Origin of the sequence: Eikenella corrodens (genome assembly GCF_003990355.1) — a bacterium.
In the GTDB taxonomy this organism is placed as follows: domain Bacteria; phylum Pseudomonadota; class Gammaproteobacteria; order Burkholderiales; family Neisseriaceae; genus Eikenella; species Eikenella corrodens_B.
In genome coordinates this window covers 477769-497611 of record NZ_CP034670.1, presented here as the reverse complement: position 1 = coordinate 497611, position 19843 = coordinate 477769, and the positions used below count along the sequence as shown (strand labels likewise).

Below are 19843 nucleotides of genomic sequence, written 5' to 3'. Positions count from 1 at the left end.
TTCAGGTAGCCTTTACCCCGCCTGCCTCATTAAAATAGCCGCCTCCATAAAAGGCTACCTGAAAACTATGTTCGGCATCATCAATCCCCTCTCTTACCTGATCGGCACCATCATCCTCATCATCATGCCCGGCCCGAACAGCATGTTTTGCCTCTCCGTAGCCGCACAACATGGCGCGCGCAAGGCCTACCGCGCCGTATGCGGCGTGCTGCTGGGCGATTCAGTGCTGATCCTGCTTACCGTGCTCGGCGCCGGCACCGTGCTCAAGCTCTATCCCGCCCTATTTCACGCCATGAAACTCGCCGGCGGCCTCTATCTGGCCTACATCGGCTTCGGCCTCTTGCGCGGCGCAGTGCGCAAATGGTTTGCCCCGCCGCCCGTTTTGGCCGCTAGCTTGCCGCCCACCCCGCCCGCCGGGCATATCTTCCAACGCGCCCTGCTACTCAGCCTCACCAACCCCAAAGCCATCCTGTTTTTGCTGTCGTTTTTCGTTCAGTTCGTCGACCCCGCCTATCCGCACCCCGCCCTCTCCTTCCTGCTGCTGGCACTGGTGATGCAAACCGTCAGCTTCAGCTACCTCACCCTGCTCGTTTTCGCCGGACACCGCCTCGCCAAGCTGTTCCGCCGCCACCGCCGCGTTACCACCGCCTGCACCGCCGCCACCGGCCTACTCTTTATCGGCTTCGCCGTGAGCCTGTGGCTGGCCGGAATCGAATTTTAATTTACAGCTTCAGGTAGCCCCGTCTCAGATAGAAATAACTGCGCAGGCTACCTGAAAAGCAAAACAGATTGCCGTATAATTGGCGGCATTTGACCTCGCGCCCCATCTTTGCCGAATTTAAGGAATCCCATGCGCAAACTTCTCCCCCTCCTCGCCGCCCTCGCCCTTTCCGCCTGCTCCAGCCTCGGCAACCAAGCCTTCAGCGGCGAAAGCGCCACTTTCGGCGGCGACAACATCCTGCGCGACGACGTGCTCAAAGTCGTGCGCACCGCCGAAGCCGCCTCGTTCAACTGCCGCAACATCGAATCCGTACACAGCAAAATCAACAGCGCCCACAAAGTGCACGGCCGTATGCAGGTACACGAAGTGTGGACCGTCCGCGCCTGCGGCCAAGCCCACCGCTACAACATCGGCCTCTTCGAAGACGCACGCGGCGGAACCAACTTCACCGTTAGCCTGATTTCCCGCTAAACACCAAAGAAAAGCTACCTGAAAACTCCTCCTGCTTTCAGGCAGCCTCCACCACACAAGCAGAACAGCCATGAAACAACACCAATTCCGCCTTACCCTCGAACACCTCGCCGACAAAGACGGCAACCCCGTTGCCGCTGAGCCGTTGGTGTTCCTCGCACCCAACCACGACAATATTTTCGACATCGTGAAGCTGATGGAACAACGCGAAGGCTTCACCCCCGAAATGGCGCAACGCTTCGCCGTGGGGCTGAAGCTGATGGGCGAAGTGATGATGGAAAATAAAGAACATCCGCTGTTTGTCGAATTGAAACCGCATTTTACGGAAATGATGAAGGTGATTAAGGGGAAGAAGTAGCGCAAGGCAACTGAAAAGCAACCTGCACAAGCTGATTAGTTTGCAGAAATCTTAGCCCTAACAGCCACCCCATCCCCTCTCCCCGTGGGAGAGAGCTAGAGAGAGGGCAACAAGCCGTAAGGCTTGTATTGGGGCGGTTAGGGTGTTGGGAAAGATTGCTGCAATTTGGAGAATGCCCTCTCCCCAACCCTCCCCCACGGGGGAGGGAGCGGATTGCAGCAGATTCAGGCGTTGCAGGTCGTCTGAAAAAGAATGCCCGAAATATCAACAGCGGGAATTTTTCAGATAGCCTTTATCGCCAGGCAGATGGAACAAACGCCGCGAGCGTTTTTTCAGACGGCCTTTGAACCCATCGGTAAGGTGTGTGCCGCAAGGCACGCACGCGGTGGGTTGGGGTTGCAGGGAAAATGGAGGACGCGTGCGTGCGTACCGCACACGCCCAAACATGCGGGCTACGGCTTGCTTGCTACGTTTGCTGATATATTAGATTAATTGGAAGGAGCTTAAATTATGATTTGGTGGGAAAAAACTGTTGAATATGCATTCATTGCATGGTCAAAATTACAATTCAACGCTGCTCCATTAGATGGCAGCCAAGAGCAAGCGGGAGATGCACTATTTTTGGATGAAAATAACCGACTTTTTCTAATTGAATTTAAAAGAAAAAAAGATACTCGATGTATTCAGCAGGAACTAGATAAGTTTATCAATTCTAATGAAGCAAAACAGCGAATTAGAAACAACCAAAATAATACATGTCATTTTGTTGTATATGGTGATACATGTCATTTTGATACATGTAAAAATAATAATATGTTCGGTTTAGTTTTTAATTTCTATGCTGATTTTATTGAGAATAAACAACAATGTGCATCAGCAAATTCTTTTCAACATGATTTCAGCTTACTTAAGGGATATGCGCTAAAACCAAATGATTTTTTGGAATATATTAAATTTTTCTGTTCTTTAAAAGAAGGAAAAGATTTATATGGGGGTTCTAGCTCTCCTTTCGCTAATACATTAGTAGCAACAACAGATGGCACAGTTCTTCCGTTGGACGAATTAATTAGCACATCCCCAATATTGCGGCTGGCTTTGGGTGTTCCTGAGCCAAACGCACAACCAAGTGAACCAACTTGCACTTATAACTCAAGTGGCCCAAGCGGCCCTTAGTAGTCTTAGCCGTTAAAATATAAATATTTTGTTGAAAGTAAACACCATGCCCAAACGTACCGACCTAAAATCCATCCTTATCATCGGCGCCGGCCCTATCGTTATCGGTCAGGCCTGCGAATTTGACTATTCGGGCGCACAGGCCTGCAAGGCTTTGCGTGAAGAAGGCTATAAAGTCATTCTGGTGAATTCCAACCCCGCCACGATTATGACCGACCCTGAAATGGCGGATGTTACCTACATCGAGCCGATTATGTGGCAGACGGTGGAGAAGATTATCGCCAAGGAGCGGCCCGATGCGATTCTGCCCACGATGGGCGGCCAGACCGCGCTGAACTGTGCGCTGGATTTGGCGCGCAATGGCGTGCTGGCGAAATACAACGTCGAATTAATCGGTGCGACCGAAGACGCGATTGACAAGGCGGAAGACCGCGGCCGCTTTAAGGAAGCGATGGAAAAAATCGGCCTCTCCTGCCCGAAATCTTTTGTCTGCCACACGATGAACGAAGCCTTGGCAGCGCAAGAACAGGTCGGCTTTCCGACGCTGATTCGTCCGTCTTTCACGATGGGCGGTTCGGGCGGCGGTATTGCCTACAATAAAGACGAGTTTTTGGCGATTTGCGAACGCGGTTTTGATGCGTCGCCTACGCATGAGTTGTTGATTGAGCAGTCCGTGCTTGGCTGGAAAGAGTACGAGATGGAGGTGGTGCGCGATAAGGCCGACAACTGCATCATCATTTGCTCGATTGAAAACTTCGACCCGATGGGCGTGCATACGGGCGACTCGATTACGGTTGCGCCGGCGCAAACGCTGACGGACAAAGAATACCAAATCATGCGCAACGCTTCGTTGGCAGTGTTGCGCGAAATCGGCGTGGACACGGGCGGCTCGAACGTGCAGTTTGCGGTAAACCCTGAAAACGGCGAGATGATTGTGATTGAGATGAACCCGCGCGTGAGCCGTTCGTCCGCGCTGGCTTCCAAAGCGACGGGCTTCCCGATTGCGAAGGTGGCGGCAAAACTGGCGGTCGGCTTTACGCTGGACGAGTTGCGCAACGACATCACCGGCGGCCGCACGCCCGCGTCGTTCGAGCCGTCCATCGACTATGTGGTTACCAAAATCCCGCGTTTCGCGTTTGAAAAATTCCCTGCCGCAGACGACCGCCTGACCACGCAGATGAAGTCGGTGGGCGAAGTGATGGCGATGGGCCGCACCATTCAGGAAAGTTTCCAAAAAGCCTTGCGCGGCTTGGAAACAGGCTTGTGCGGCTTCAATCCGAGAAGCTCCGACAAAGCGGAAATCCGCCGCGAACTGGCGAACCCCGGCCCCGAGCGTATGCTGTTTGTGGCAGACGCGTTCCGCGCGGGCTTCACGCTGGAAGAAATCCACGAAATCTGCGCCATCGACCCTTGGTTCTTGGCGCAAATCGAAGACTTGGTGAAAGAAGAGCAGCAGGTAAGTGCAGGCTGCCTGCAAGATTTGGATTTCGCCGCCTTACGTCGTCTGAAACGCAAAGGCTTCTCCGACAAACGCATCGCGCAGCTTTTAGGCGTAAAAGAAAAAGAAGTCCGCGAACACCGCTACGCGCTGAACCTGCATCCCGTGTATAAACGCGTCGATACCTGCGCCGCCGAGTTTGCCACCGAAACCGCCTACCTCTATTCCACTTACGAAGAAGAATGCGAAGCGCGTCCTTCCGACCGTAAAAAAGTGATGATTCTCGGCGGCGGCCCGAACCGCATCGGTCAAGGCATCGAGTTTGACTACTGCTGCGTTCACGCCGCGCTCGCCCTGCGCGAATCGGGCTTTGAAACGATTATGGTGAACTGCAATCCCGAAACCGTGTCCACCGACTTCGACACCAGCGACCGCCTGTATTTCGAGCCGCTGACGCTGGAAGACGTGTTGGAAATCGTCCGCATCGAAAACCCGTGGGGCGTGATTGTGCATTACGGTGGCCAAACCCCGCTCAAACTCGCCAACGCGCTGGTTGAAAACGGCGTGAACATCATCGGCACGTCTGCCGACAGCATCGACGCCGCCGAAGACCGCGAACGCTTCCAAAAAGTGTTGGACGATTTAGGCTTGCGCCAACCGCCCAACCGCATCGCCCACAACGAAGAAGAAGCGCTCGTCAAAGCCGAAGAAATCGGCTATCCGCTCGTCGTGCGCCCGTCTTACGTCCTCGGCGGCCGCGCCATGCAGGTCGTCCACTCCGCCGAAGAATTGCAAAAATACATGCGCGAAGCCGTGCAGGTATCCGAAGACAGCCCCGTGTTGCTCGACTTCTTCCTGAACAACGCGATTGAAGTGGATGTGGACTGCGTTTCAGACGGCAAAGACGTCGTTATCGGCGGCATCATGCAGCACGTCGAGCAGGCAGGCATCCACTCCGGCGACTCCGGCTGCTCGCTGCCGCCCTACTCGCTCAGCGAAGAAATCCAAGACGAAATCCGCCGCCAAACCAAAGCCATGGCCTACGCGCTGGGCGTGGTCGGCCTGATGAACGTACAGTTTGCCGTGCAGGACGGCGTGGTGTTCGTGCTGGAAGTGAACCCGCGCGCCAGCCGTACCGTCCCCTTCGTCTCCAAAGCCACCGGCGTACCGCTCGCCAAAGTCGGCGCGCGCTGCATGGCAGGCATTTCCCTGCAAGAACAGGGCGTGGAAAAAGAAGTCGTCCCCGATTTCTATGCCGTTAAAGAAGCCGTGTTCCCCTTCATCAAATTCCCCGGCGTAGACACCATCCTCGGCCCGGAAATGCGCTCCACCGGCGAAGTGATGGGCGTGGGCGAGACCTTTGGCGAAGCCTACCTCAAAGCCCAGCTCGGTGCAGGCGAGCGTATGCCCGCCACCGGCAAAGTGTTCCTTTCCGTACGCGAAGAAGACAAGCCGCTTATCGTGAAAACCGCGCAAAACTTCCAAGCCCTCGGTTACGGCGTTTGCGCCACACGCGGCACGGCAGGCTACCTGAAAGAGCACGGCGTGGTGGTGCAGGCAGTCAACAAAGTGCCCGAAGGCCGCCCGCACATCGTGGACGCGATTAAAAACGGCGAAATCGCGCTGGTGGTGAACACCGTCAGCAGCTCGGCGCAATCCATCGCCGACAGCCACAGCATCCGCCGCACCTCCCTCACCCAACGCGTGCCGCAATACACCACCATCGCCGGCGGCGAAGCCATGAGTGAAGGGATGAAAAGCTTCAACCTCCTCGGCGTGTATAGCGTGCAGGATTTACACGCCCGTTTGAAAGGCTAAGAGGCTACCTGAAAATGGTAAAAAGGCTATCCGGAGCATTGCCGGGTAGCCTTTTTGTTTCAATTTTGTATAGTGGATTAACAAAAATCAGGACAAGGCGGCGAGCCGCAGACAGTACACACGTTACGGCAAGGCGAGACAACGCTGTACTGGTTTTTGTTAATTCACTATAGGACAGTACGCACCACGCCCAGATTTCCCACCGCGAATATCCGTGTCAAAGAAGCGTTTTTGGTGTGGAAGAACAGAGATTGAGGGGTGGTTAAACCGCCAAAAAGAAAAGCGCCCGATGATGTGATTTGCACCACATTTGCACCAAGCGCTACATGGCGACGGAGAGACAAAAACTAGTGAATTAGGCATTTGATTCACAAATATATTATTTTCATTAATTAGCGATATACCCCCAAATATACCCCCTTTTTGCACAAGTCAAAATTTTAGGCAGAGGTTTTGTTGCCCCCCATGATACGCGGGCGGATGCCAGCTTTTCACTAGGGGAATACAAGGGGTCTCGGTTCTGGTGTAAAAATCCCTGTTCCGTGTTAGCCATGCGGGGATGAAGAGGGGGTTAGAATGAAGTAAAGCTGTTGCCCTCTCCCCGCAATAGTTCCATTAGGCGCGGATGAATGAATAGTTTGTCCCTGCCGATGGTGATTTCTTGCAGTACGCCTATGTCTGAAAGCTCTTTCAGGTACTTAGAGGCCGTCTGCCGTTTGGCTATCCCTGCCGATTCTAGGTTGGCAATGCGTGTATATGGCTGTTCAAACAGAAGATTTACCAGTTCGTGCGTGTAGATCCCTTGTGCGTGTGTCCGTATGTGTTGCCGTGTCTGCTCGAACAGTCGGCGTATCGCATCTATTTTCGATACCGTCCAGTCGGCGGTATCGGCTACGCCGTCTAAGATGTAGATTATCCAGCTTTCCCAGTCCTGCCGTTCGGTTACGCCTAAAAGCAGGCGGTAATAGTCCGCCCTGTTTTCGATAATGTAACGGCTCAAATACAAAATAGGCAAATCCAAAAGCCCTTTATCAATCAATAGCAGGCTGTTCAATATGCGCCCCGTCCGCCCGTTGCCGTCCGTAAACGGGTGGATGGCTTCAAATTGGTAATGTGCCGCCGCCATGATGATAAGCGGGTCTAAATCGCCGCTTTCGTGAATAAACCGCTCCCAATTTGCCAACTTGCCGCGTATGGTTTCTTCTCCTTCGGGCGGGGTATAGACAATATTTCCGCTGTTGCCTCCTTTTAGGGCTGTGCCGCCTGTTTTGCGGATGGCCATTTCGTAGGGGTGCTTGATGGCGTTGCAAACCATGATGGCGGTTTGTGTGCATAAAGGGCGGTTCGTCAGTGATTCATATCCTGCAAATAGGGCGGCGCGGTATTGCAGGGCTTCTTTCGTGGCAGGGTCTTGCCGTTCCGTATCCATTTGCAGGGATTGAAACAGCTTGTCCGTTGTGGTTACGATGTTTTCAATTTCCGAACTTGCGCGGGCTTCCATAACGGGAAGGGTGTTAATCAGCATGGCTTGATTCGGTATCAGTTCTGCCGCCTGCTTCAAACGGGCAAGGGATGTACGGGCGGCTATACAACGTTTCAGAATGGTTTTGCTTTCAATATCCTGTTTTGGTGGCAGGGGTGGTAAATCGTTATAGGGAATATCGGGCTTCCAGTTGCTCATGTTTAAAATCTCGGAAAATTTAAAGATGTTTCCAGTATATGTTTACGGCGTGTACATATCAAGGATATATGTTTAAAGATTTGGTTTTTGTAAATATATGGATGGGAAAGCCGCCGTAAAAGTCAATTTGCATGGGGTTAATTCAAAATCCGCCACCCGTCCGTGCCATGCGTCGAAGCATAGCCTGATGGCGGTCATGGCCGCGCCTGCATTGCATGGGATTGATGTTTCAAACCGGGCTTTCATGGGGTTGTTTTGCAAGTGCGGTTCGGCAAGGCGGTTTTAATCGGTTGCATGGCGCGGGGCTGGTGTCGGGGAGCGGGCGGCAAACGGCAGGGGGGGACTACCTGCCGATGTCTTGCCTGAAAAAACCAAACTTGGGACGGCAGGAGGGCAGGGGAACAGGCATTGCCCCGTTCCGATTTTCAGGAATCCTGCCGTCTTACCCTGTCAAACATCCCAAAACGTGCGCTAGGTGGTCTGGAATGCGCCAGGATTACGTTTATATGGTTGGGTAATGGTATGTAGCCTTCAAGGTATAAATCGCGTTAAAACGCAAAACAGGGCATTTATGCGCTTGTTGGTTTTTAGCGGGTGCTGCCGCTGCTTTTCTGCTTCCGGTCGGCATGGGTGGGGATTGGTTTGTTTGGCAGGCGGCAACGGCAAGATTACAGCAAGGTTTGAAACGGCGCGCCCTTTTTATATCGTTCGGATAATTCAGGCGTGGTAGTTTCACACGGTCATGCGATTTTCACACGGTCATGCGGGAAAAGCACGCCGAAGGGTTGCGCTGTGCCGTTGGCGGCCTGCAAGGGCTTGATGCGTAGGGAAGCCCCAAACTTGGGGGCTGGTGTCGGACGGCAGGGAAGGAAGCGGGCAGGGTTTGGGGCAGGTGTGCGGCCTGCCCTGCTTCAGGTAGTCCGGCGCGGCTGCTCCCGTTCAGTCGGCCTGCAGGTGTCGGCAGGGGTAGGACCCATGCAGGGCGGATAGTCTGCAAGGGATGGGGCGGCAGAGGATGGCCGCCGGGTGTTTTCCCGCCCCACAAGTTTTCAGGTAGTCTGCTTCTGTGTGCAAGGTTGGTTTTCCCATTGCCTGCCTACCCGAAAATTTGTCAGGTGAAAAGTTTTCAGGTAGCCCGAAATTTTCCGCCGCGTGCCGCCCATGTGTTTCTGCCTATATTTTGTGCAAGAGGGTGAAAGAAAAAATGGGGGTATATATGGCTTATATATAAAGGGGGTTAAAAATTAACTCTATTGAAATGGCAAAAATGGCCTGACAGCGTTAAAAATTAACTCTATTGCACATTTTTTAAGCAGGGGGTGGGTTAAAAAATAACGCTGTCATAAATCAATAGCGTTATTTTTTAACTCTCACGAATTAATTTTTTTTGAATAAATCTGTTACTGTATAACACAGAAACAGTCCCTGTTTTTCGAGGGTGGCAACCGGGGATTCTGCCGCCGCTCCGGTTGCTGAAAACTTGTCATGTTTTCCGGCTTGCCTGGTGCAACAGGTTCACTACCTAGTGCAGCAGGTTCACTAGGTGGTGCATTTGGTTCACCAGCTCCGCCTGAATCAGCGGCGGGAAAACCTGACAAAACCCTACATTGCAGCACGGGAAAACCTCACAAAACCTAACATCAAAGCTCGGAAATAAATCCGAACAACGGAAATAAATCCGGCTCTCGGATTTCAATCCGAACTACCGAAGAATGCAAAACACCAGCGCGGCGGCTGGTGTCGGGTTTCAGGTAGCCTTATATATAAAGGGGGTTAAAAATTAACTCTATTGAAATGGCAAAAATGGCCTGACAGCGTTAAAAATTAACTCTATTGCACATTTTTTAAGCAGGGGGTGGGTTAAAAAATAACGCTGTCATAAATCAATAGCGTTATTTTTTAACTCTCACGAATTAATTTTTTTTGAATAAATCTGTTACTGTATAACACAGAAACAGTCCCTGTTTTTCGAGGGTGGCAACCGGGGATTCTGCCGCCGCTCCGGTTGCTGAAAACTTGTCATGTTTTCCGGCTTGCCTGGTGCAACAGGTTCACTACCTAGTGCAGCAGGTTCACTAGGTGGTGCATTTGGTTCACCAGCTCCGCCTGAATCAGCGGCGGGAAAACCTGACAAAACCCTACATTGCAGCACGGGAAAACCTCACAAAACCTAACATCAAAGCTCGGAAATAAATCCGAACAACGGAAATAAATCCGGCTCTCGGATTTCAATCCGAACTACCGAAGAATGCAAAACACCAGCGCGGCGGCTGGTGTCGGGTTTCAGGTAGCCTGCGGCAGGGGGTTACCGCCTGATATTCAGCTCTGCGGTCTGGCCTGTGGCGGCCAGCATGGATAGCAGGGCATCAATCGTGAATTTGCCGATTTTGCCGTTTACCAAATCGGAAACACGGGGGCGGCTGGTGTTGAAGATGGCGGCGGCCTGCTCCTGCTTCAAATCCTGCTCGGTTATCCAATCGCTCACGCTCTTTGCCAGCTTCAGCTTGGTTTGGATAACCATATCGCTATGTGCTTTGAGTTTGGCGGCCTCCTCCGGGCTGAAACCCAAATCGGCAAAAACATTGCCGCCTGCGGGGGTGGTGTGGGTGGTTTTTGATTTCATTGCTGTAGCTCCTTTACCAAGGCGGCGTAACGCGCCTTAATGGTTGCCGTGTCTTTCGGGGCGGTCTTTTGGGTCTTTTTCTGAAAGCTGTGTAGCACAAAAACGGCTCTTTCAAATTTGGCAATATACACAACGCGGTATGCGCCGTCTGCCGTGCGCTTCCTCAATTCCATCACGCCGCTGCCAAGATTGGGCATGGGTTTGAAGTCGCTTGGCTCAAGCCCGTTTTGAATCAGCCCCAACTCGTAGCCAAAGTGCTTGATGGCTTCAATAGGGAAGGTTTTTAAATCTTCCAGCGAAGTATCCCGCCACTCGATGGGCTTTTCTCTTATGCTCATGTATCAAATTTTATACAGTTATGCCATATTGGTCAATTCTCGGTTTCAGGTAACCTTATCTGTAAATAGCTAATTTAGCCATCATGCGTCTAATAGTGGCTAATACAGGATTCCGGCAGCTGGGAAAATCGAACTAGTTCCAAAACGGAAATAGTTCAAACCGGATGCAAAACCGCCCATGCGGGCGGCTTGTTCTCTCTCAATGCGGCTTTAGCGCCGGGGCTGGGCTTAGCTCGTAGTGCCTGCGCTTCCAGTCGTCAGGGGCGCGGCTGGTAGGCGGCAGGTCGTGGCCGCAGTCGTCGATGCGGAAGCAGGTTAGGGCATACAGGCTGCATTGATTCTTGCCGCCCTGTCTGCTCACTATCAGAAACTCTGCGTCTTCCAATTCCTTCAATGCGCGGCGCATGGTTAGCTGCGTCATGTTCAACAATACCGCCGCCGATTTGGGGCAGGATAAGTTGCCGTTGTTGCTGCCCCGGTATTGCCCGGCTAGGTAGTTGAATACCTTTTGCGCATTGCCGGATAAGCTGTAGAAGTGCGGGCTGGCCAGCAGGTCTTGCCGCATCATGATGTACGGTTGGTTGTTGATGGCGGCGTGGTTATGCTGCCATCTCTCTGCCTTTCTCTTTCGGTTGCCCATTTCTCTGCTCCTTTTCGGGATGCTGCCTAGGCTTTCAGGGCGGCGGCGAATTTCTGATAAACGGCGGCCTGCTTGCTCGGGTTGGTTTCCAGTATCAGAAACAGCAAATCGGGGGCTTCCTGCTTCAATTCCTCTATCCGCTGCTTGGCGGCGGTTTTGGTGGGGAAGTGGCCGATTGGCCGGTATTCATACACCAGCGGGTTATCTGGTCGGCAATAGCCCACGGCCAGTAGGCAGGATTTCGGGGGCTTGGTCGGATAACGGGGTTTCATGGGTTTTGCGCTGTGCGGATGTTGGGTTTTCATGCTGCCTGCTCCTGTAAAAACACAGCCAGCTTTGCCAAGCCCCGGGCGGTTACCAAGGCTTGGGTGTATTGCCGCCCGTTGCGCTCGGAGATACCGGCCACCTGCACCATTACGCCGCTGTCGATGGCGGCCTGCGTGGCTTGGATGGGACTGCCCGCCCATATCCATTTGCTGTTGCGCAAAATACCGATTAACCGCTTGCGGGGGATTTTGAGGTGTTTGGCGGTCAGGCTAAGGTTGCTCGCGCCCCGGCTGTCGGCCAGCAAATCCAGCGCGGCAGCTTTCGGCTCGGCTTTCAATAACCGCTCGCCCTGCTCAATCAGGGTTTTGCGCTGCTCGGCGTTTTTCTCCACTTCCGCCGCCCATGCGCGGGCTGCTTCGGCAGGGTTGGTAAAGTCTGGCAGGGCAACGGCGGCCTGTTTGGCCTGCCGCTCGCATTCGATGAAGTAGCGGCGTGCCTCCCTGCCTTTGGCGTTGCGCTCTACCATAGCCAGTTCTTTTGCGGTGTCGAGTGTGAGGAAGTATTCCTTGGTCGGACGGCCCCTGCGGGTTTTTTCTAAAGGTTTAGCAAAAGTGCCTTGGGGATTTTTACTCAAATTTGAGTAAAACAAATTGCCATCCTGCCTTGTGGGGTTGGTTACTTGAATTTGAGTAACCAAAAAATCCGCGTTTTCGATGAAGCCGTATTCTTCGATGCGGCGGGCTATCCAGTCGTTGAAGCGGGCTTCCACTTCAAGGAAGGCGTGCAGTTCGCGGGCATTGACTGCCTGCCGCTCTTCGCCTGCGATGGCTTGGTTGGCAATAGGGATTAGTTGGGCTGTATTGGTGTTTTGCATGGTGTTTGTCCTTTCAGGTAGCCCTACCCCTTGCCCTGCGGCCTGAATGCAATCTGGGCGCATTCTGCGGCCTTTGGCGGGCAGGGGCAGGCTGCCCCGTTCCGATAGCGGGCGGGGCTGGTGTTTGGGTTTAGCGGGAAGTTTGGGGCAGTCGGGCAAGCAGCCTGTCGAATAATGGGCTGCCGGGCTGCATGATGCTGTAGCCTGCCTCTGCGGCCTGTTCGGGTGGCAGGGCGGCGATGAAGGTCAGGCAGGCTTGATGTGCCGCTTCGCGGTCGGTATAAAAGCCCAAGGGCTGCCAGCGGCAGGAAACCGCGTCTAGGTCTTGATGGTGGTTTTCGGGGATGGCTACGGCGGCGATAAGCTGCGCGGGGATGTTGTTTTGCATTTTCATGCTCCTAATCAATTTGAGATTTGAGAAGCCCGAATAGGGGGCGGTGCTCTCTCCTGTGATTAGTCAGGCGCGGGCGTTACCGTTACCGCACACCGCCATAACTTGAGATAGGCCGTCTGAAAAAACGGACTATGGGAAATGGCGTGAAAAAATCCGCAAGCCGTGCGGATGTTTCGGCTAATCAATTTGAGAGAGAAGCCCTATTCTGCTTCTCAAGGCTCAATCTGTCAATGGTTTTTACTGTGCCACACCAGCAGGAACAGCAGGGCGGCAATGGCGTACAGCATGGTTAATCCTTTGTTTTGCCAGCAGCCCTCAAATTTGAGGAGTGCTGATTGCGCTTTGCGGTTTCAAATAGTCTCTTGTCGGCGTTCAAATTTGAATCTTCGTGGTTCACGGATGAATCTTCGGCAGCCTCGGCGGCGGGGCTGAGGATTCCCCCATGCTTGGGCAGCTCAAAACCTAATAAAACTTAATATGCCGATACTTCAGGAAACTTCAGTCTGCCCCGAAAATATCGGCCAGGCTGCGGGTCTCAATCTTCACGGCGGCGGTGGCATTCAAGTCTAGGCGGTCGCCGTATTTCTTGGGCGCAAGGCGGGCAGCTTTCCATTTGCGGGTGTCTATCCGTACTTTGGCTTTGGCAATTTCTTCATGGATGGGCGGGCAGTTGTCGGCTATCTCTATGATTTCGTCGGCGTAGAAGTCTGCCTGTTGTTCGCGCGCGTGCGCGTATCGCTCCGAAAATTCGGGGCTTTCGGCCAGCCATTTGTAGATTGTGCTGGGGGCGGGCAGGTTCTTCCTGCGGCAGATGGCGGCTAGGCTGTGGCCTTGTGCCAGCAATTCGCAAATACGGGTTTCGATGGTTTCGCGGTTATTGTGCATAGCAGTTCTCCGGTTTCAGGTAGCCTTGTTCAGCAGCCTGCCAAGTTTGCCTAGGTAGTGGTCTGCTTCGGCCAGATGGTGGGCTAGGATGGCGGCGATGCCGTGGCGTTGCGGCTCGGCAAAGTCTTGTGCCAAGTCGCCAAGCTCTCCGGCCAGATGCTCGATTAAATCGCGCTCGTACCGGAACAGCGCCATCATGGCGATGATGCGCTGGTGTTTGCGGTGGATGCAGAAGGGCAGGCGTGTTTTCGTGATGTGGCAGATGGGGCAGCCGTGGCGGTAAGGGTGTTGGGGTTGGCTCATTGCAATGCTCCTTGGGATTGGTTGGCGATGGCGGTCAGTTCACAATCCCTTTCATGTGCCGGTTTGCCCATCATGTACAACGCGGCATTCTTCACTTCCAGCCTCCGAAGCGTGCGCAGTTGTTCGGTGGTCAGGCTGTTGCGGTCTAGCCCGCCCCATTTGCCGGTTAATGCCCGGTTGATGCGCCGTGCTTCGTTCATGTAGCTGAAACGGCTGGCCGTGCCGCCGCCTGCAAGACTGATTTCATAGATAACTTCGCTCATCAGGCGGTAACCGTCTGTGGCCTCCTTGCGGGCGGGTTGCCAGTCTTTGCCGTCTATCAGCAGGGCTTTGATGGTTTGGTCTACCCATATTTCAAAGTCCAAGCTGATAAAGCGGGCAAAACATATCATCAGGTCGGGATGCAACCATGTTCCGCTGTTGTACCGCCCCCTTCGGGTTTGGATTAGGGCGGGATAGTCGGCGGGGTTGAAGGGTTTTTTTAATTCCCTTGAATCGCAGGGAATTAAACCTTTCCGCTTGGCCAATGCCTGAATGTATTGCTGCGTGCGTTTCAGGCTGAAGAAGTTATCCAGCCGTTTACCGTGTTGCTCGGCTATCCCGGTGGCGTTAAACCATGCTTCGCGGTTGGCATGGACGGGCAGGCCTTGATAGTCCAGTTTGAGGATATTCATGCCCTGCCCTCCGGCATTAACCAGTAGCGCCCGCGTTTCACGGTTTGGCCGAACTGGTTTCTTGTCCGCTCCATAATGCAGACGATGTTGTGGCCTGCCTGCCGCAGTTCGCAGATGCGGGCGTTGCAGCCCATGATGCCCATCTGGTGCATATCGTAGGCGGTAAGGCTCTGCCCGCTCTGCAGGGCGGAGAGGATGCGCTGGTTTTGCGTGGGGATGGTAGAATGGCGGGCAGATGTAGATTCCTTTGTTTGGCCGTTCGGATGCTTGGCGTTCGGGCGGTTTTTGTTTTGCATGCTCTACCCTCCCTAGCGGTTCTCGGCCAGCTTGCAGATATAGCCGTCAATCTCTGATTGCAGCCAGCCGGTGGTATTGGCGGAAACTTTGAAGGGTTTGGGAAAATCCGGGCGGTATAGCCGGTGCTTGGGGTTGTTCCAGTTCCAAAGGGTGGAGAGGGAAACACCGAACAGGGCGGCGGCTTGTTTGGGGCGGATGATGCTTTGTTGCATGGTTTGATACCTCGTTAGCTGTTGTTGGATAACGGGGCAAAGAATAAGCCGCCTCGTGGGCGGCTAGTTCTAATTAGGATTGCTTTAGAAATGCTTAATTCTAATTAGATTCAGTTTGAAAGGCGTTCTATGCCTTGCAGAATGTATTTCCCGATAGTGTCCTTGCTGGGTGGATTGCCTAGTTTGTCAGACTGTCTTTGCCATTCTTGGCGTATGGTCTCGGCAGCCTCGTATGGCTTGCTGCAATCTGTTTTGGTGTACATACAGGCAAGGGCGGCTATGATGCAGGCTTGCATGTTTTCGGCTCTTTTCTGTTGCGGCGCACTTGCAGATGGTGGGGCTGCCTGTTCGATATCTTCGTCAGCGGTAATTTTCACTTTATTGATTTTACTCTCATTTTTAAACTCTTGCCAACCATGAAAATCTTTTATCCCGCATTCATTTTTTAAGAAAAAGGCAACGGATCTTTTTTTCAGATAGATATTTAAATACTCATTATGGCTTACCCAATTTAGGTTATCTTCCGAACAGCCATTATCAAAGCAGTTATAGGAAGCTACAAATTCTAAAAAATGAAGAAATGGGCGTTTATGATTAGCTCGTTTATATAGGCCGGATATAGTCCGAATAAAACATTCATCGTCTACATAGCCAAAAGGGATATCTTCAATGTAATTCTTCTCATATTTCTGCAAGAGGAATTTTGCGGTTGCCATAAGGCTTGGCTTGTCGCTATCCAAACTCTGAACTAGCAACACAATATCTTCCATCAGGATATATTTATCATCGTCTTTGCTGTTTTCAGATTCAATAAATCCCATATCACAATATCCTTAAATCATTTTCAGATAGCCTGAAACAGGTTCAAGCGGTCAATCTTCTGCAAAATCCACGGGCGGACGTTGCGCTTTGCTGCGAGGGGGAATGTCCAGCTCTATATCGGCGGCGGTATCGGGATAGTTCAGGCTTTGCAACGCCTCTAGTGTGTTGCCTGTGATGATGGCTGGCATGGTGTTCTCCTTTTGTTCGTTTGTTTCCGTTGTCTTGCCGCTATCTACACAATACGGCGTTATACGGCATTAGGCTGGATTAAGGATAATGCGAAGCAAAATAAAACACCAGCCCGCCCGTTGGTGTCTGATTTTTCAGGTAGCCTTTCGGCTAATATCCGGGCAGTTTCAGGCAATCGCCTCAATGCCTTTGTTTTTGACAATCGTCAGTAGTTTTAACGCTGTGCCGCTAGGCTTCTTGGTGCCGCGCTCCCATGCGGAAACTTGGTTTTTGCTGATATTCAGATACACGGCAAAGGTAGCCTGTGACAGGGCTTCCCGTTCGCGGATGGCACGGATGGCCGCCCCGTCCAGCGGCTCTATTTCGGTCAGGCATGATTTATCGAAGTGGCGCATGGTGGTTTTGTCTATTACGTCTATTTCATGCAGGGCTGTTGCCATTTCATGAATCACGCCGCTTATTTCGCTTTTGTATTGTCTCTGCTTCATTTCCCAAGCTCCAATAAACCCATTTTAACAATCAGCATTTCCAGCTCTTCATTGCTGCATTTGGTTGCATATCGCGCCAAGGTTTTCAAATCCGTCAATTCTTGGGCGGTAATGTTTTCCCGGTCGGATTTGGCAAAGGCATACATGAAAAACGCCCGCTCCCCATGCTTGAACAGTATCAGGCTGCGGTAACCGCCGCTTTTGCCCTGCCCCTTGCGGGCGATACGCTGCTTGATTACGCCGCCGCCCAAATCCGCATCTATCAGGCCGTTGTCTGCCCGCCGCACGGCTTCGATTAAGTCGCTGTCGCTAATGCTGTGTTTGGCGGCAAACTTGGTAATCCATCTGTTTTTGAATATCCGCATGTGTATTCCTTAGCATTATATTAGTGATGCCGTTATGCGGCAATATACGGGGTTAGGCGGTAAGTTTTCAGGTAGCCCCGGCTGTTGCAATCAAGGCTTGGGCTTGGCGGTATCGCTCCCGCAGATAGTCTGAATACCATTGCATCATCTCCCGCCGCTCGGCCAGATATTCCGCCCGATTGTAGGCGGCCTTAATCCGATTTTCTTCAACGTGGGCTAGCTGGCGTTCGATGGCGTCGGGGTTGTAGCCCTGCTCGTTCAGTATGCTGCTTGCCAAGCTGCGGAAGCCGTGCGGGGTGGCAATGCCCTTATAGCCCATGCCGTTCATGATTTTGCCTAGGGTATTTTCGCTGATATGGCCGTTTTGTTTGGTACGGCTGGGGAACAGATAGGGAGTATTGCCGGTTAGGCCATGCAGCTCCTGCAACAGCTCCAGCGCCCAATCGGAAAGCGGCACGGTGTGCGGCGGCTTGGGGGCAGTCTTCTCGTGCTTCATTCGTTCGGCGGGAATAACCCATTGCGCCGCTGAAAAGTCCACTTCCACCCATTGCCCGCCGCGTAGTTCGGTATTGCGGACAAACACCAGCATCAGCAGTAATAGGGCGATTTTGTTCGCCGGTTCAATCTCGGCCAGTATCAGGCGGCGGTAAAACTCAGTCAGTTCTTCACGCGGCAGGGCTGCACGGTTCTTTGCCGGTTGCTTGGCAATGTATTTGCGCAATGCACGGGCGGGGTTGCGGTCGGTTACTTCCAGCATGGCGGCATAATCGAAAACCGCGCCTGTCCATTCCCTCACTTTTTCGGCGGTGTTGCTCACGCCCCGCGCTGTGATACGGTCTAAAACTTGTTTGATTTGCCCTACCGTGATGCTGTCTATCGGTACTTCCCCAATCAGCGGAAAAACGTCGGTTTCAAAATAGCGCATGATGCGCTCCGCATGGTTCGGCTTCCAGCGGTGTAGGTTGTCGGTATGCCAGCGGCGGGTAAGGGCGGCAAAGGTATTCAGTAAGGCCGCCCGTCTTTCCTGTTTGGCCTGTTGCTTGGCAGCGGCGGGGTCTTGCCCCTGTGCCAGCATGTGGCGGGCGTTCTCTGCCTCCTGCCGCGCTTCGGAAAGGGAAACGGCAGGATACTTGCCGATAGTCAGCGTTTTTTCCTTGCCGTCGATACGGTATTTCAAGCGGAAGATTTTACCGCCTGCCGGAGTAACTTCCAGATACAGGCCGCCGCCGTCAAACAGCTTGGCCTTCTTTCCTGTGCCGGTAGGTTTCGCGTTCTTGATTTGGCGGTCGTTCAGGGGCATTCTGGGGGTATATTTTTGAGGGCGTTTTCTGGATGCCCCCAATCATACCCCCACAAAGGGGGCAATTCAATTAGACGGCATTAGACGGGATTAGCTTAGCAAGGAAAGAGAAAGGATAACTTGAATCAGCCTGAAACCCTTGCCTGTATTGAATTTGGCTGATTGCATTGGATGGCGTTAGACGTAAAAAAACAGCCCGAAAATTTGGGCTGTTTTGTGAAGGTGGTGCGGACGGAGAGACTCGAACTCTCACACCTCTCGGCGCCAGAACCTAAATCTGGTGCGTCTACCAATTTCGCCACGTCCGCAGGAAAGGCGGCATTATACTGCAATATGCTGGTTTGGCAAGATGCTATTTGAAATCGGATTATATTGCGGAATAACAAATCAACCAACGCTGATACAGCTTTGGCTGCCCTGCATAAAAAAATGTGCAGCGCCCTACTCTTTTTCTTCAGGCTTCGGCCGCCACAACACCAGCTGTTTGCCAATGTGCTGCACCAGTTCGGCGCCTGTGGCGGCGCAAAGGACTTCGGCGATGGCGATGCGCTCCTGCCTATCATCGCCGGCCACTTGCACTTTAATCAGCTCGCGGGCGGTGAGGCGGGTGTCGGTTTCTTTGATCACGGCCTCGGTGAGCCCTTGTTTGCCGATGAGCACGGTGGGGCGCAGTTGTTGGGCTTGTTGTTTGAAGCGGCGGATATCTTCGTTGCTGAGTGTTGCCATTTTATTGATTGGTATTTGCTAAGTAATTGGAAAAGGCTACCTGAAAATGCCGAACGGGCTTTCAGGTAGCCTGTTTCATCAGGCATGGCTTAGACGGCCACGCTTTCAAAACGGCGGGCGGCTTCGTCCCAGTTGACTACTTGCCAGAAGGCTTTGATGTAATCGGGGCGGCGGTTTTGGAATTTCAGGTAGTAGGCGTGTTCCCACACGTCCAAGCCGATAATCGGGTAGCCGGATGCGCCGGATACGGCCTGACCCATCAGCGGGGAGTCTTGGTTGGCGGTAGAAACGACTTTGAGCTTGCCGTTTTCATACACCAGCCAGGCCCAGCCTGAACCGAAACGGGTGGCTGCGGCTTTTTCAAACTCGGCCTGGAAGGCTTCCACGCTGCCGAAATCGCGCTCGATGGCGGCTTTGAGCTTGCCTTGCAGGGTGGTGCCAGTTTTCAGGATTTGCCAAAACAGGCTGTGGTTGGCGTGGCCGCCGGCGTTGTTGCGCAGCGGGGTGCGCACATTTTCGGGCAGCTCAGCCAAACGGGCGATCAGCTCTTCGGCCGACAATTTTTCCCACTCGGGCAGGTTGGCGAGCACGGCGTTGGCGTTGTTTACATAGGCCTGATGGTGCTTGCTGTGGTGGATTTCCATGGTTTGCGTATCGAAATGCGGCTCCAGCGCGTCGTAGGCGTAGGGCAGTGCGGGCAGTTGGTATGCCATAATCAGTTTCCTTTTTCAGATGTGTTTTGCATGGCTGGAGCATTGATTCCTTCCTATTGTGTTGGCTTGCCTG

At 53.0% G+C, this 19843-nt stretch carries 25 protein-coding genes and 1 tRNA gene; 5 read left to right on the top strand and 21 right to left on the bottom strand.

Annotated elements, in window-relative coordinates; all coding sequences use genetic code 11:
• Positions 1 to 67 precede the first annotated feature (67 nt).
• From leuE to carB, 5 genes are all read left to right on the top strand, one after another.
• Positions 68 to 721 carry a leucine efflux protein LeuE gene (gene leuE, locus ELB75_RS02515; RefSeq protein ID WP_126982593.1) on the top strand — a complete coding sequence of 218 codons (654 nt, stop codon included), beginning with the start codon at positions 68 to 70 and terminating at the stop codon, positions 719 to 721.
• Between the two features lie 129 nt (positions 722 to 850).
• The gene (locus tag ELB75_RS02510; protein ID WP_126982592.1) at positions 851 to 1192 is read left to right on the top strand and encodes a hypothetical protein; all 342 of its coding nucleotides are present in this window, start codon (positions 851 to 853) and stop codon (positions 1190 to 1192) included.
• A 70-nt stretch (positions 1193 to 1262) separates the two neighbouring features.
• The gene (locus tag ELB75_RS02505) at positions 1263 to 1550 is read left to right on the top strand and encodes a DUF3861 domain-containing protein (RefSeq protein ID WP_126982591.1); all 288 of its coding nucleotides are present in this window, start codon (positions 1263 to 1265) and stop codon (positions 1548 to 1550) included.
• 510 nt (positions 1551 to 2060) lie between these two features.
• Complete coding sequence (locus tag ELB75_RS02485) at positions 2061 to 2723, top strand: hypothetical protein (RefSeq protein WP_126982589.1); 663 nt, start codon at positions 2061 to 2063, stop codon at positions 2721 to 2723.
• A gap of 46 nt (positions 2724 to 2769) precedes the next feature.
• The gene (gene carB, locus ELB75_RS02480; protein WP_126982588.1) at positions 2770 to 5979 is read left to right on the top strand and encodes a carbamoyl-phosphate synthase large subunit; all 3210 of its coding nucleotides are present in this window, start codon (positions 2770 to 2772) and stop codon (positions 5977 to 5979) included.
• Between the two features lie 571 nt (positions 5980 to 6550).
• On the opposite strand, the gene fic is transcribed toward carB, so the two are convergent.
• From fic to sodA, 21 genes are all read right to left on the bottom strand, one after another.
• Entirely contained in the window at positions 6551 to 7660 is a 1110-nt protein-coding gene (gene fic, locus ELB75_RS02475) for a protein adenylyltransferase Fic (protein ID WP_126982587.1), read from the bottom strand.
• Positions 7661 to 8599: 939 nt separating this feature from the next.
• Positions 8600 to 8749: a hypothetical protein gene (locus ELB75_RS12410; RefSeq protein ID WP_164726769.1), complete on the bottom strand. Its 150-nt coding sequence runs from the start codon at positions 8747 to 8749 to the stop codon at positions 8600 to 8602.
• A gap of 1216 nt (positions 8750 to 9965) precedes the next feature.
• Positions 9966 to 10283, bottom strand: a complete 318-nt coding sequence (locus tag ELB75_RS02470; RefSeq protein WP_126982586.1) for a helix-turn-helix domain-containing protein — start codon at positions 10281 to 10283, stop codon at positions 9966 to 9968.
• Positions 10280 to 10621, bottom strand: a complete 342-nt coding sequence (locus tag ELB75_RS02465) for a type II toxin-antitoxin system RelE/ParE family toxin (protein WP_126982585.1) — start codon at positions 10619 to 10621, stop codon at positions 10280 to 10282. Before ELB75_RS02465 ends, ELB75_RS02470 begins: the two co-directional genes overlap by 4 nt.
• A gap of 199 nt (positions 10622 to 10820) precedes the next feature.
• Positions 10821 to 11261, bottom strand: a complete 441-nt coding sequence (locus ELB75_RS02460; protein WP_126982584.1) for a hypothetical protein — start codon at positions 11259 to 11261, stop codon at positions 10821 to 10823.
• Positions 11262 to 11287: 26 nt separating this feature from the next.
• Positions 11288 to 11566 (bottom strand): hypothetical protein, encoded by a 279-nt coding sequence (locus ELB75_RS02455; protein ID WP_126982583.1) that lies wholly within the window; start codon positions 11564 to 11566, stop codon positions 11288 to 11290.
• Positions 11563 to 12402 (bottom strand): antA/AntB antirepressor family protein, encoded by an 840-nt coding sequence (locus tag ELB75_RS02450; protein ID WP_164726767.1) that lies wholly within the window; start codon positions 12400 to 12402, stop codon positions 11563 to 11565. Before ELB75_RS02450 ends, ELB75_RS02455 begins: the two co-directional genes overlap by 4 nt.
• Positions 12403 to 12532: 130 nt before the next feature.
• On the bottom strand, positions 12533 to 12790 hold the full coding sequence (locus tag ELB75_RS02445) for a hypothetical protein (protein WP_126982581.1): 258 nt from the start codon (positions 12788 to 12790) through the stop codon (positions 12533 to 12535).
• Positions 12791 to 13294: 504 nt separating this feature from the next.
• Positions 13295 to 13681: a terminase small subunit-like protein gene (locus ELB75_RS02440; protein ID WP_126982580.1), complete on the bottom strand. Its 387-nt coding sequence runs from the start codon at positions 13679 to 13681 to the stop codon at positions 13295 to 13297.
• Between the two features lie 15 nt (positions 13682 to 13696).
• Positions 13697 to 13984 carry a hypothetical protein gene (locus ELB75_RS02435; RefSeq protein ID WP_126982579.1) on the bottom strand — a complete coding sequence of 96 codons (288 nt, stop codon included), beginning with the start codon at positions 13982 to 13984 and terminating at the stop codon, positions 13697 to 13699.
• Complete coding sequence (locus ELB75_RS02430) at positions 13981 to 14658, bottom strand: KilA-N domain-containing protein (protein WP_126982578.1); 678 nt, start codon at positions 14656 to 14658, stop codon at positions 13981 to 13983. The genes ELB75_RS02435 and ELB75_RS02430 overlap by 4 nt, the downstream gene beginning before the upstream one ends.
• Complete coding sequence (locus ELB75_RS02425) at positions 14655 to 14954, bottom strand: helix-turn-helix domain-containing protein (protein WP_126982577.1); 300 nt, start codon at positions 14952 to 14954, stop codon at positions 14655 to 14657. Before ELB75_RS02425 ends, ELB75_RS02430 begins: the two co-directional genes overlap by 4 nt.
• Before the next feature lie 12 nt (positions 14955 to 14966).
• Positions 14967 to 15167: a helix-turn-helix transcriptional regulator gene (locus ELB75_RS02420; protein ID WP_064086185.1), complete on the bottom strand. Its 201-nt coding sequence runs from the start codon at positions 15165 to 15167 to the stop codon at positions 14967 to 14969.
• A gap of 110 nt (positions 15168 to 15277) precedes the next feature.
• Positions 15278 to 15988, bottom strand: coding sequence for a hypothetical protein (locus tag ELB75_RS02415; RefSeq protein ID WP_126982576.1), 711 nt, complete (start codon positions 15986 to 15988; stop codon positions 15278 to 15280).
• 51 nt (positions 15989 to 16039) lie between these two features.
• Complete coding sequence (locus ELB75_RS12405) at positions 16040 to 16177, bottom strand: hypothetical protein (RefSeq protein WP_164726765.1); 138 nt, start codon at positions 16175 to 16177, stop codon at positions 16040 to 16042.
• Positions 16178 to 16345: 168 nt separating this feature from the next.
• On the bottom strand, positions 16346 to 16666 hold the full coding sequence (locus ELB75_RS02410) for a helix-turn-helix domain-containing protein (RefSeq protein ID WP_126982575.1): 321 nt from the start codon (positions 16664 to 16666) through the stop codon (positions 16346 to 16348).
• Positions 16663 to 17031: a type II toxin-antitoxin system RelE/ParE family toxin gene (locus ELB75_RS02405; RefSeq protein WP_126982574.1), complete on the bottom strand. Its 369-nt coding sequence runs from the start codon at positions 17029 to 17031 to the stop codon at positions 16663 to 16665. The genes ELB75_RS02410 and ELB75_RS02405 overlap by 4 nt, the downstream gene beginning before the upstream one ends.
• Before the next feature lie 67 nt (positions 17032 to 17098).
• Positions 17099 to 18331: a tyrosine-type recombinase/integrase gene (locus ELB75_RS02400; protein WP_126982573.1), complete on the bottom strand. Its 1233-nt coding sequence runs from the start codon at positions 18329 to 18331 to the stop codon at positions 17099 to 17101.
• A gap of 223 nt (positions 18332 to 18554) precedes the next feature.
• A tRNA-Leu gene (locus ELB75_RS02395) sits at positions 18555 to 18639 on the bottom strand.
• A gap of 133 nt (positions 18640 to 18772) precedes the next feature.
• Entirely contained in the window at positions 18773 to 19057 is a 285-nt protein-coding gene (gene yhbY, locus ELB75_RS02390; RefSeq protein WP_126982572.1) for a ribosome assembly RNA-binding protein YhbY, read from the bottom strand.
• An 89-nt stretch (positions 19058 to 19146) separates the two neighbouring features.
• Positions 19147 to 19770: a superoxide dismutase [Mn] gene (sodA, locus tag ELB75_RS02385; protein ID WP_126982571.1), complete on the bottom strand. Its 624-nt coding sequence runs from the start codon at positions 19768 to 19770 to the stop codon at positions 19147 to 19149.
• Positions 19771 to 19843: the final 73 nt, after the last annotated feature.

Coding starts and splice junctions, on each gene's coding strand:
- leuE (WP_126982593.1), top strand. CDS start 68: ATGTTCGGCATCATCAATCCCCTCTCTTACCTGATCGGCACCATCATC.
- ELB75_RS02510 (WP_126982592.1), top strand. CDS start 851: ATGCGCAAACTTCTCCCCCTCCTCGCCGCCCTCGCCCTTTCCGCCTGC.
- ELB75_RS02505 (WP_126982591.1), top strand. CDS start 1,263: ATGAAACAACACCAATTCCGCCTTACCCTCGAACACCTCGCCGACAAA.
- ELB75_RS02485 (WP_126982589.1), top strand. CDS start 2,061: ATGATTTGGTGGGAAAAAACTGTTGAATATGCATTCATTGCATGGTCA.
- carB (WP_126982588.1), top strand. CDS start 2,770: ATGCCCAAACGTACCGACCTAAAATCCATCCTTATCATCGGCGCCGGC.
- fic (WP_126982587.1), bottom strand. CDS start 7,660: ATGAGCAACTGGAAGCCCGATATTCCCTATAACGATTTACCACCCCTG.
- ELB75_RS12410 (WP_164726769.1), bottom strand. CDS start 8,749: ATGGGAAAACCAACCTTGCACACAGAAGCAGACTACCTGAAAACTTGT.
- ELB75_RS02470 (WP_126982586.1), bottom strand. CDS start 10,283: ATGAAATCAAAAACCACCCACACCACCCCCGCAGGCGGCAATGTTTTT.
- ELB75_RS02465 (WP_126982585.1), bottom strand. CDS start 10,621: ATGAGCATAAGAGAAAAGCCCATCGAGTGGCGGGATACTTCGCTGGAA.
- ELB75_RS02460 (WP_126982584.1), bottom strand. CDS start 11,261: ATGGGCAACCGAAAGAGAAAGGCAGAGAGATGGCAGCATAACCACGCC.
- ELB75_RS02455 (WP_126982583.1), bottom strand. CDS start 11,566: ATGAAAACCCAACATCCGCACAGCGCAAAACCCATGAAACCCCGTTAT.
- ELB75_RS02450 (WP_164726767.1), bottom strand. CDS start 12,402: ATGCAAAACACCAATACAGCCCAACTAATCCCTATTGCCAACCAAGCC.
- ELB75_RS02445 (WP_126982581.1), bottom strand. CDS start 12,790: ATGCAAAACAACATCCCCGCGCAGCTTATCGCCGCCGTAGCCATCCCC.
- ELB75_RS02440 (WP_126982580.1), bottom strand. CDS start 13,681: ATGCACAATAACCGCGAAACCATCGAAACCCGTATTTGCGAATTGCTG.
- ELB75_RS02435 (WP_126982579.1), bottom strand. CDS start 13,984: ATGAGCCAACCCCAACACCCTTACCGCCACGGCTGCCCCATCTGCCAC.
- ELB75_RS02430 (WP_126982578.1), bottom strand. CDS start 14,658: ATGAATATCCTCAAACTGGACTATCAAGGCCTGCCCGTCCATGCCAAC.
- ELB75_RS02425 (WP_126982577.1), bottom strand. CDS start 14,954: ATGCAAAACAAAAACCGCCCGAACGCCAAGCATCCGAACGGCCAAACA.
- ELB75_RS02420 (WP_064086185.1), bottom strand. CDS start 15,167: ATGCAACAAAGCATCATCCGCCCCAAACAAGCCGCCGCCCTGTTCGGT.
- ELB75_RS02415 (WP_126982576.1), bottom strand. CDS start 15,988: ATGGGATTTATTGAATCTGAAAACAGCAAAGACGATGATAAATATATC.
- ELB75_RS12405 (WP_164726765.1), bottom strand. CDS start 16,177: ATGCCAGCCATCATCACAGGCAACACACTAGAGGCGTTGCAAAGCCTG.
- ELB75_RS02410 (WP_126982575.1), bottom strand. CDS start 16,666: ATGAAGCAGAGACAATACAAAAGCGAAATAAGCGGCGTGATTCATGAA.
- ELB75_RS02405 (WP_126982574.1), bottom strand. CDS start 17,031: ATGCGGATATTCAAAAACAGATGGATTACCAAGTTTGCCGCCAAACAC.
- ELB75_RS02400 (WP_126982573.1), bottom strand. CDS start 18,331: ATGCCCCTGAACGACCGCCAAATCAAGAACGCGAAACCTACCGGCACA.
- yhbY (WP_126982572.1), bottom strand. CDS start 19,057: ATGGCAACACTCAGCAACGAAGATATCCGCCGCTTCAAACAACAAGCC.
- sodA (WP_126982571.1), bottom strand. CDS start 19,770: ATGGCATACCAACTGCCCGCACTGCCCTACGCCTACGACGCGCTGGAG.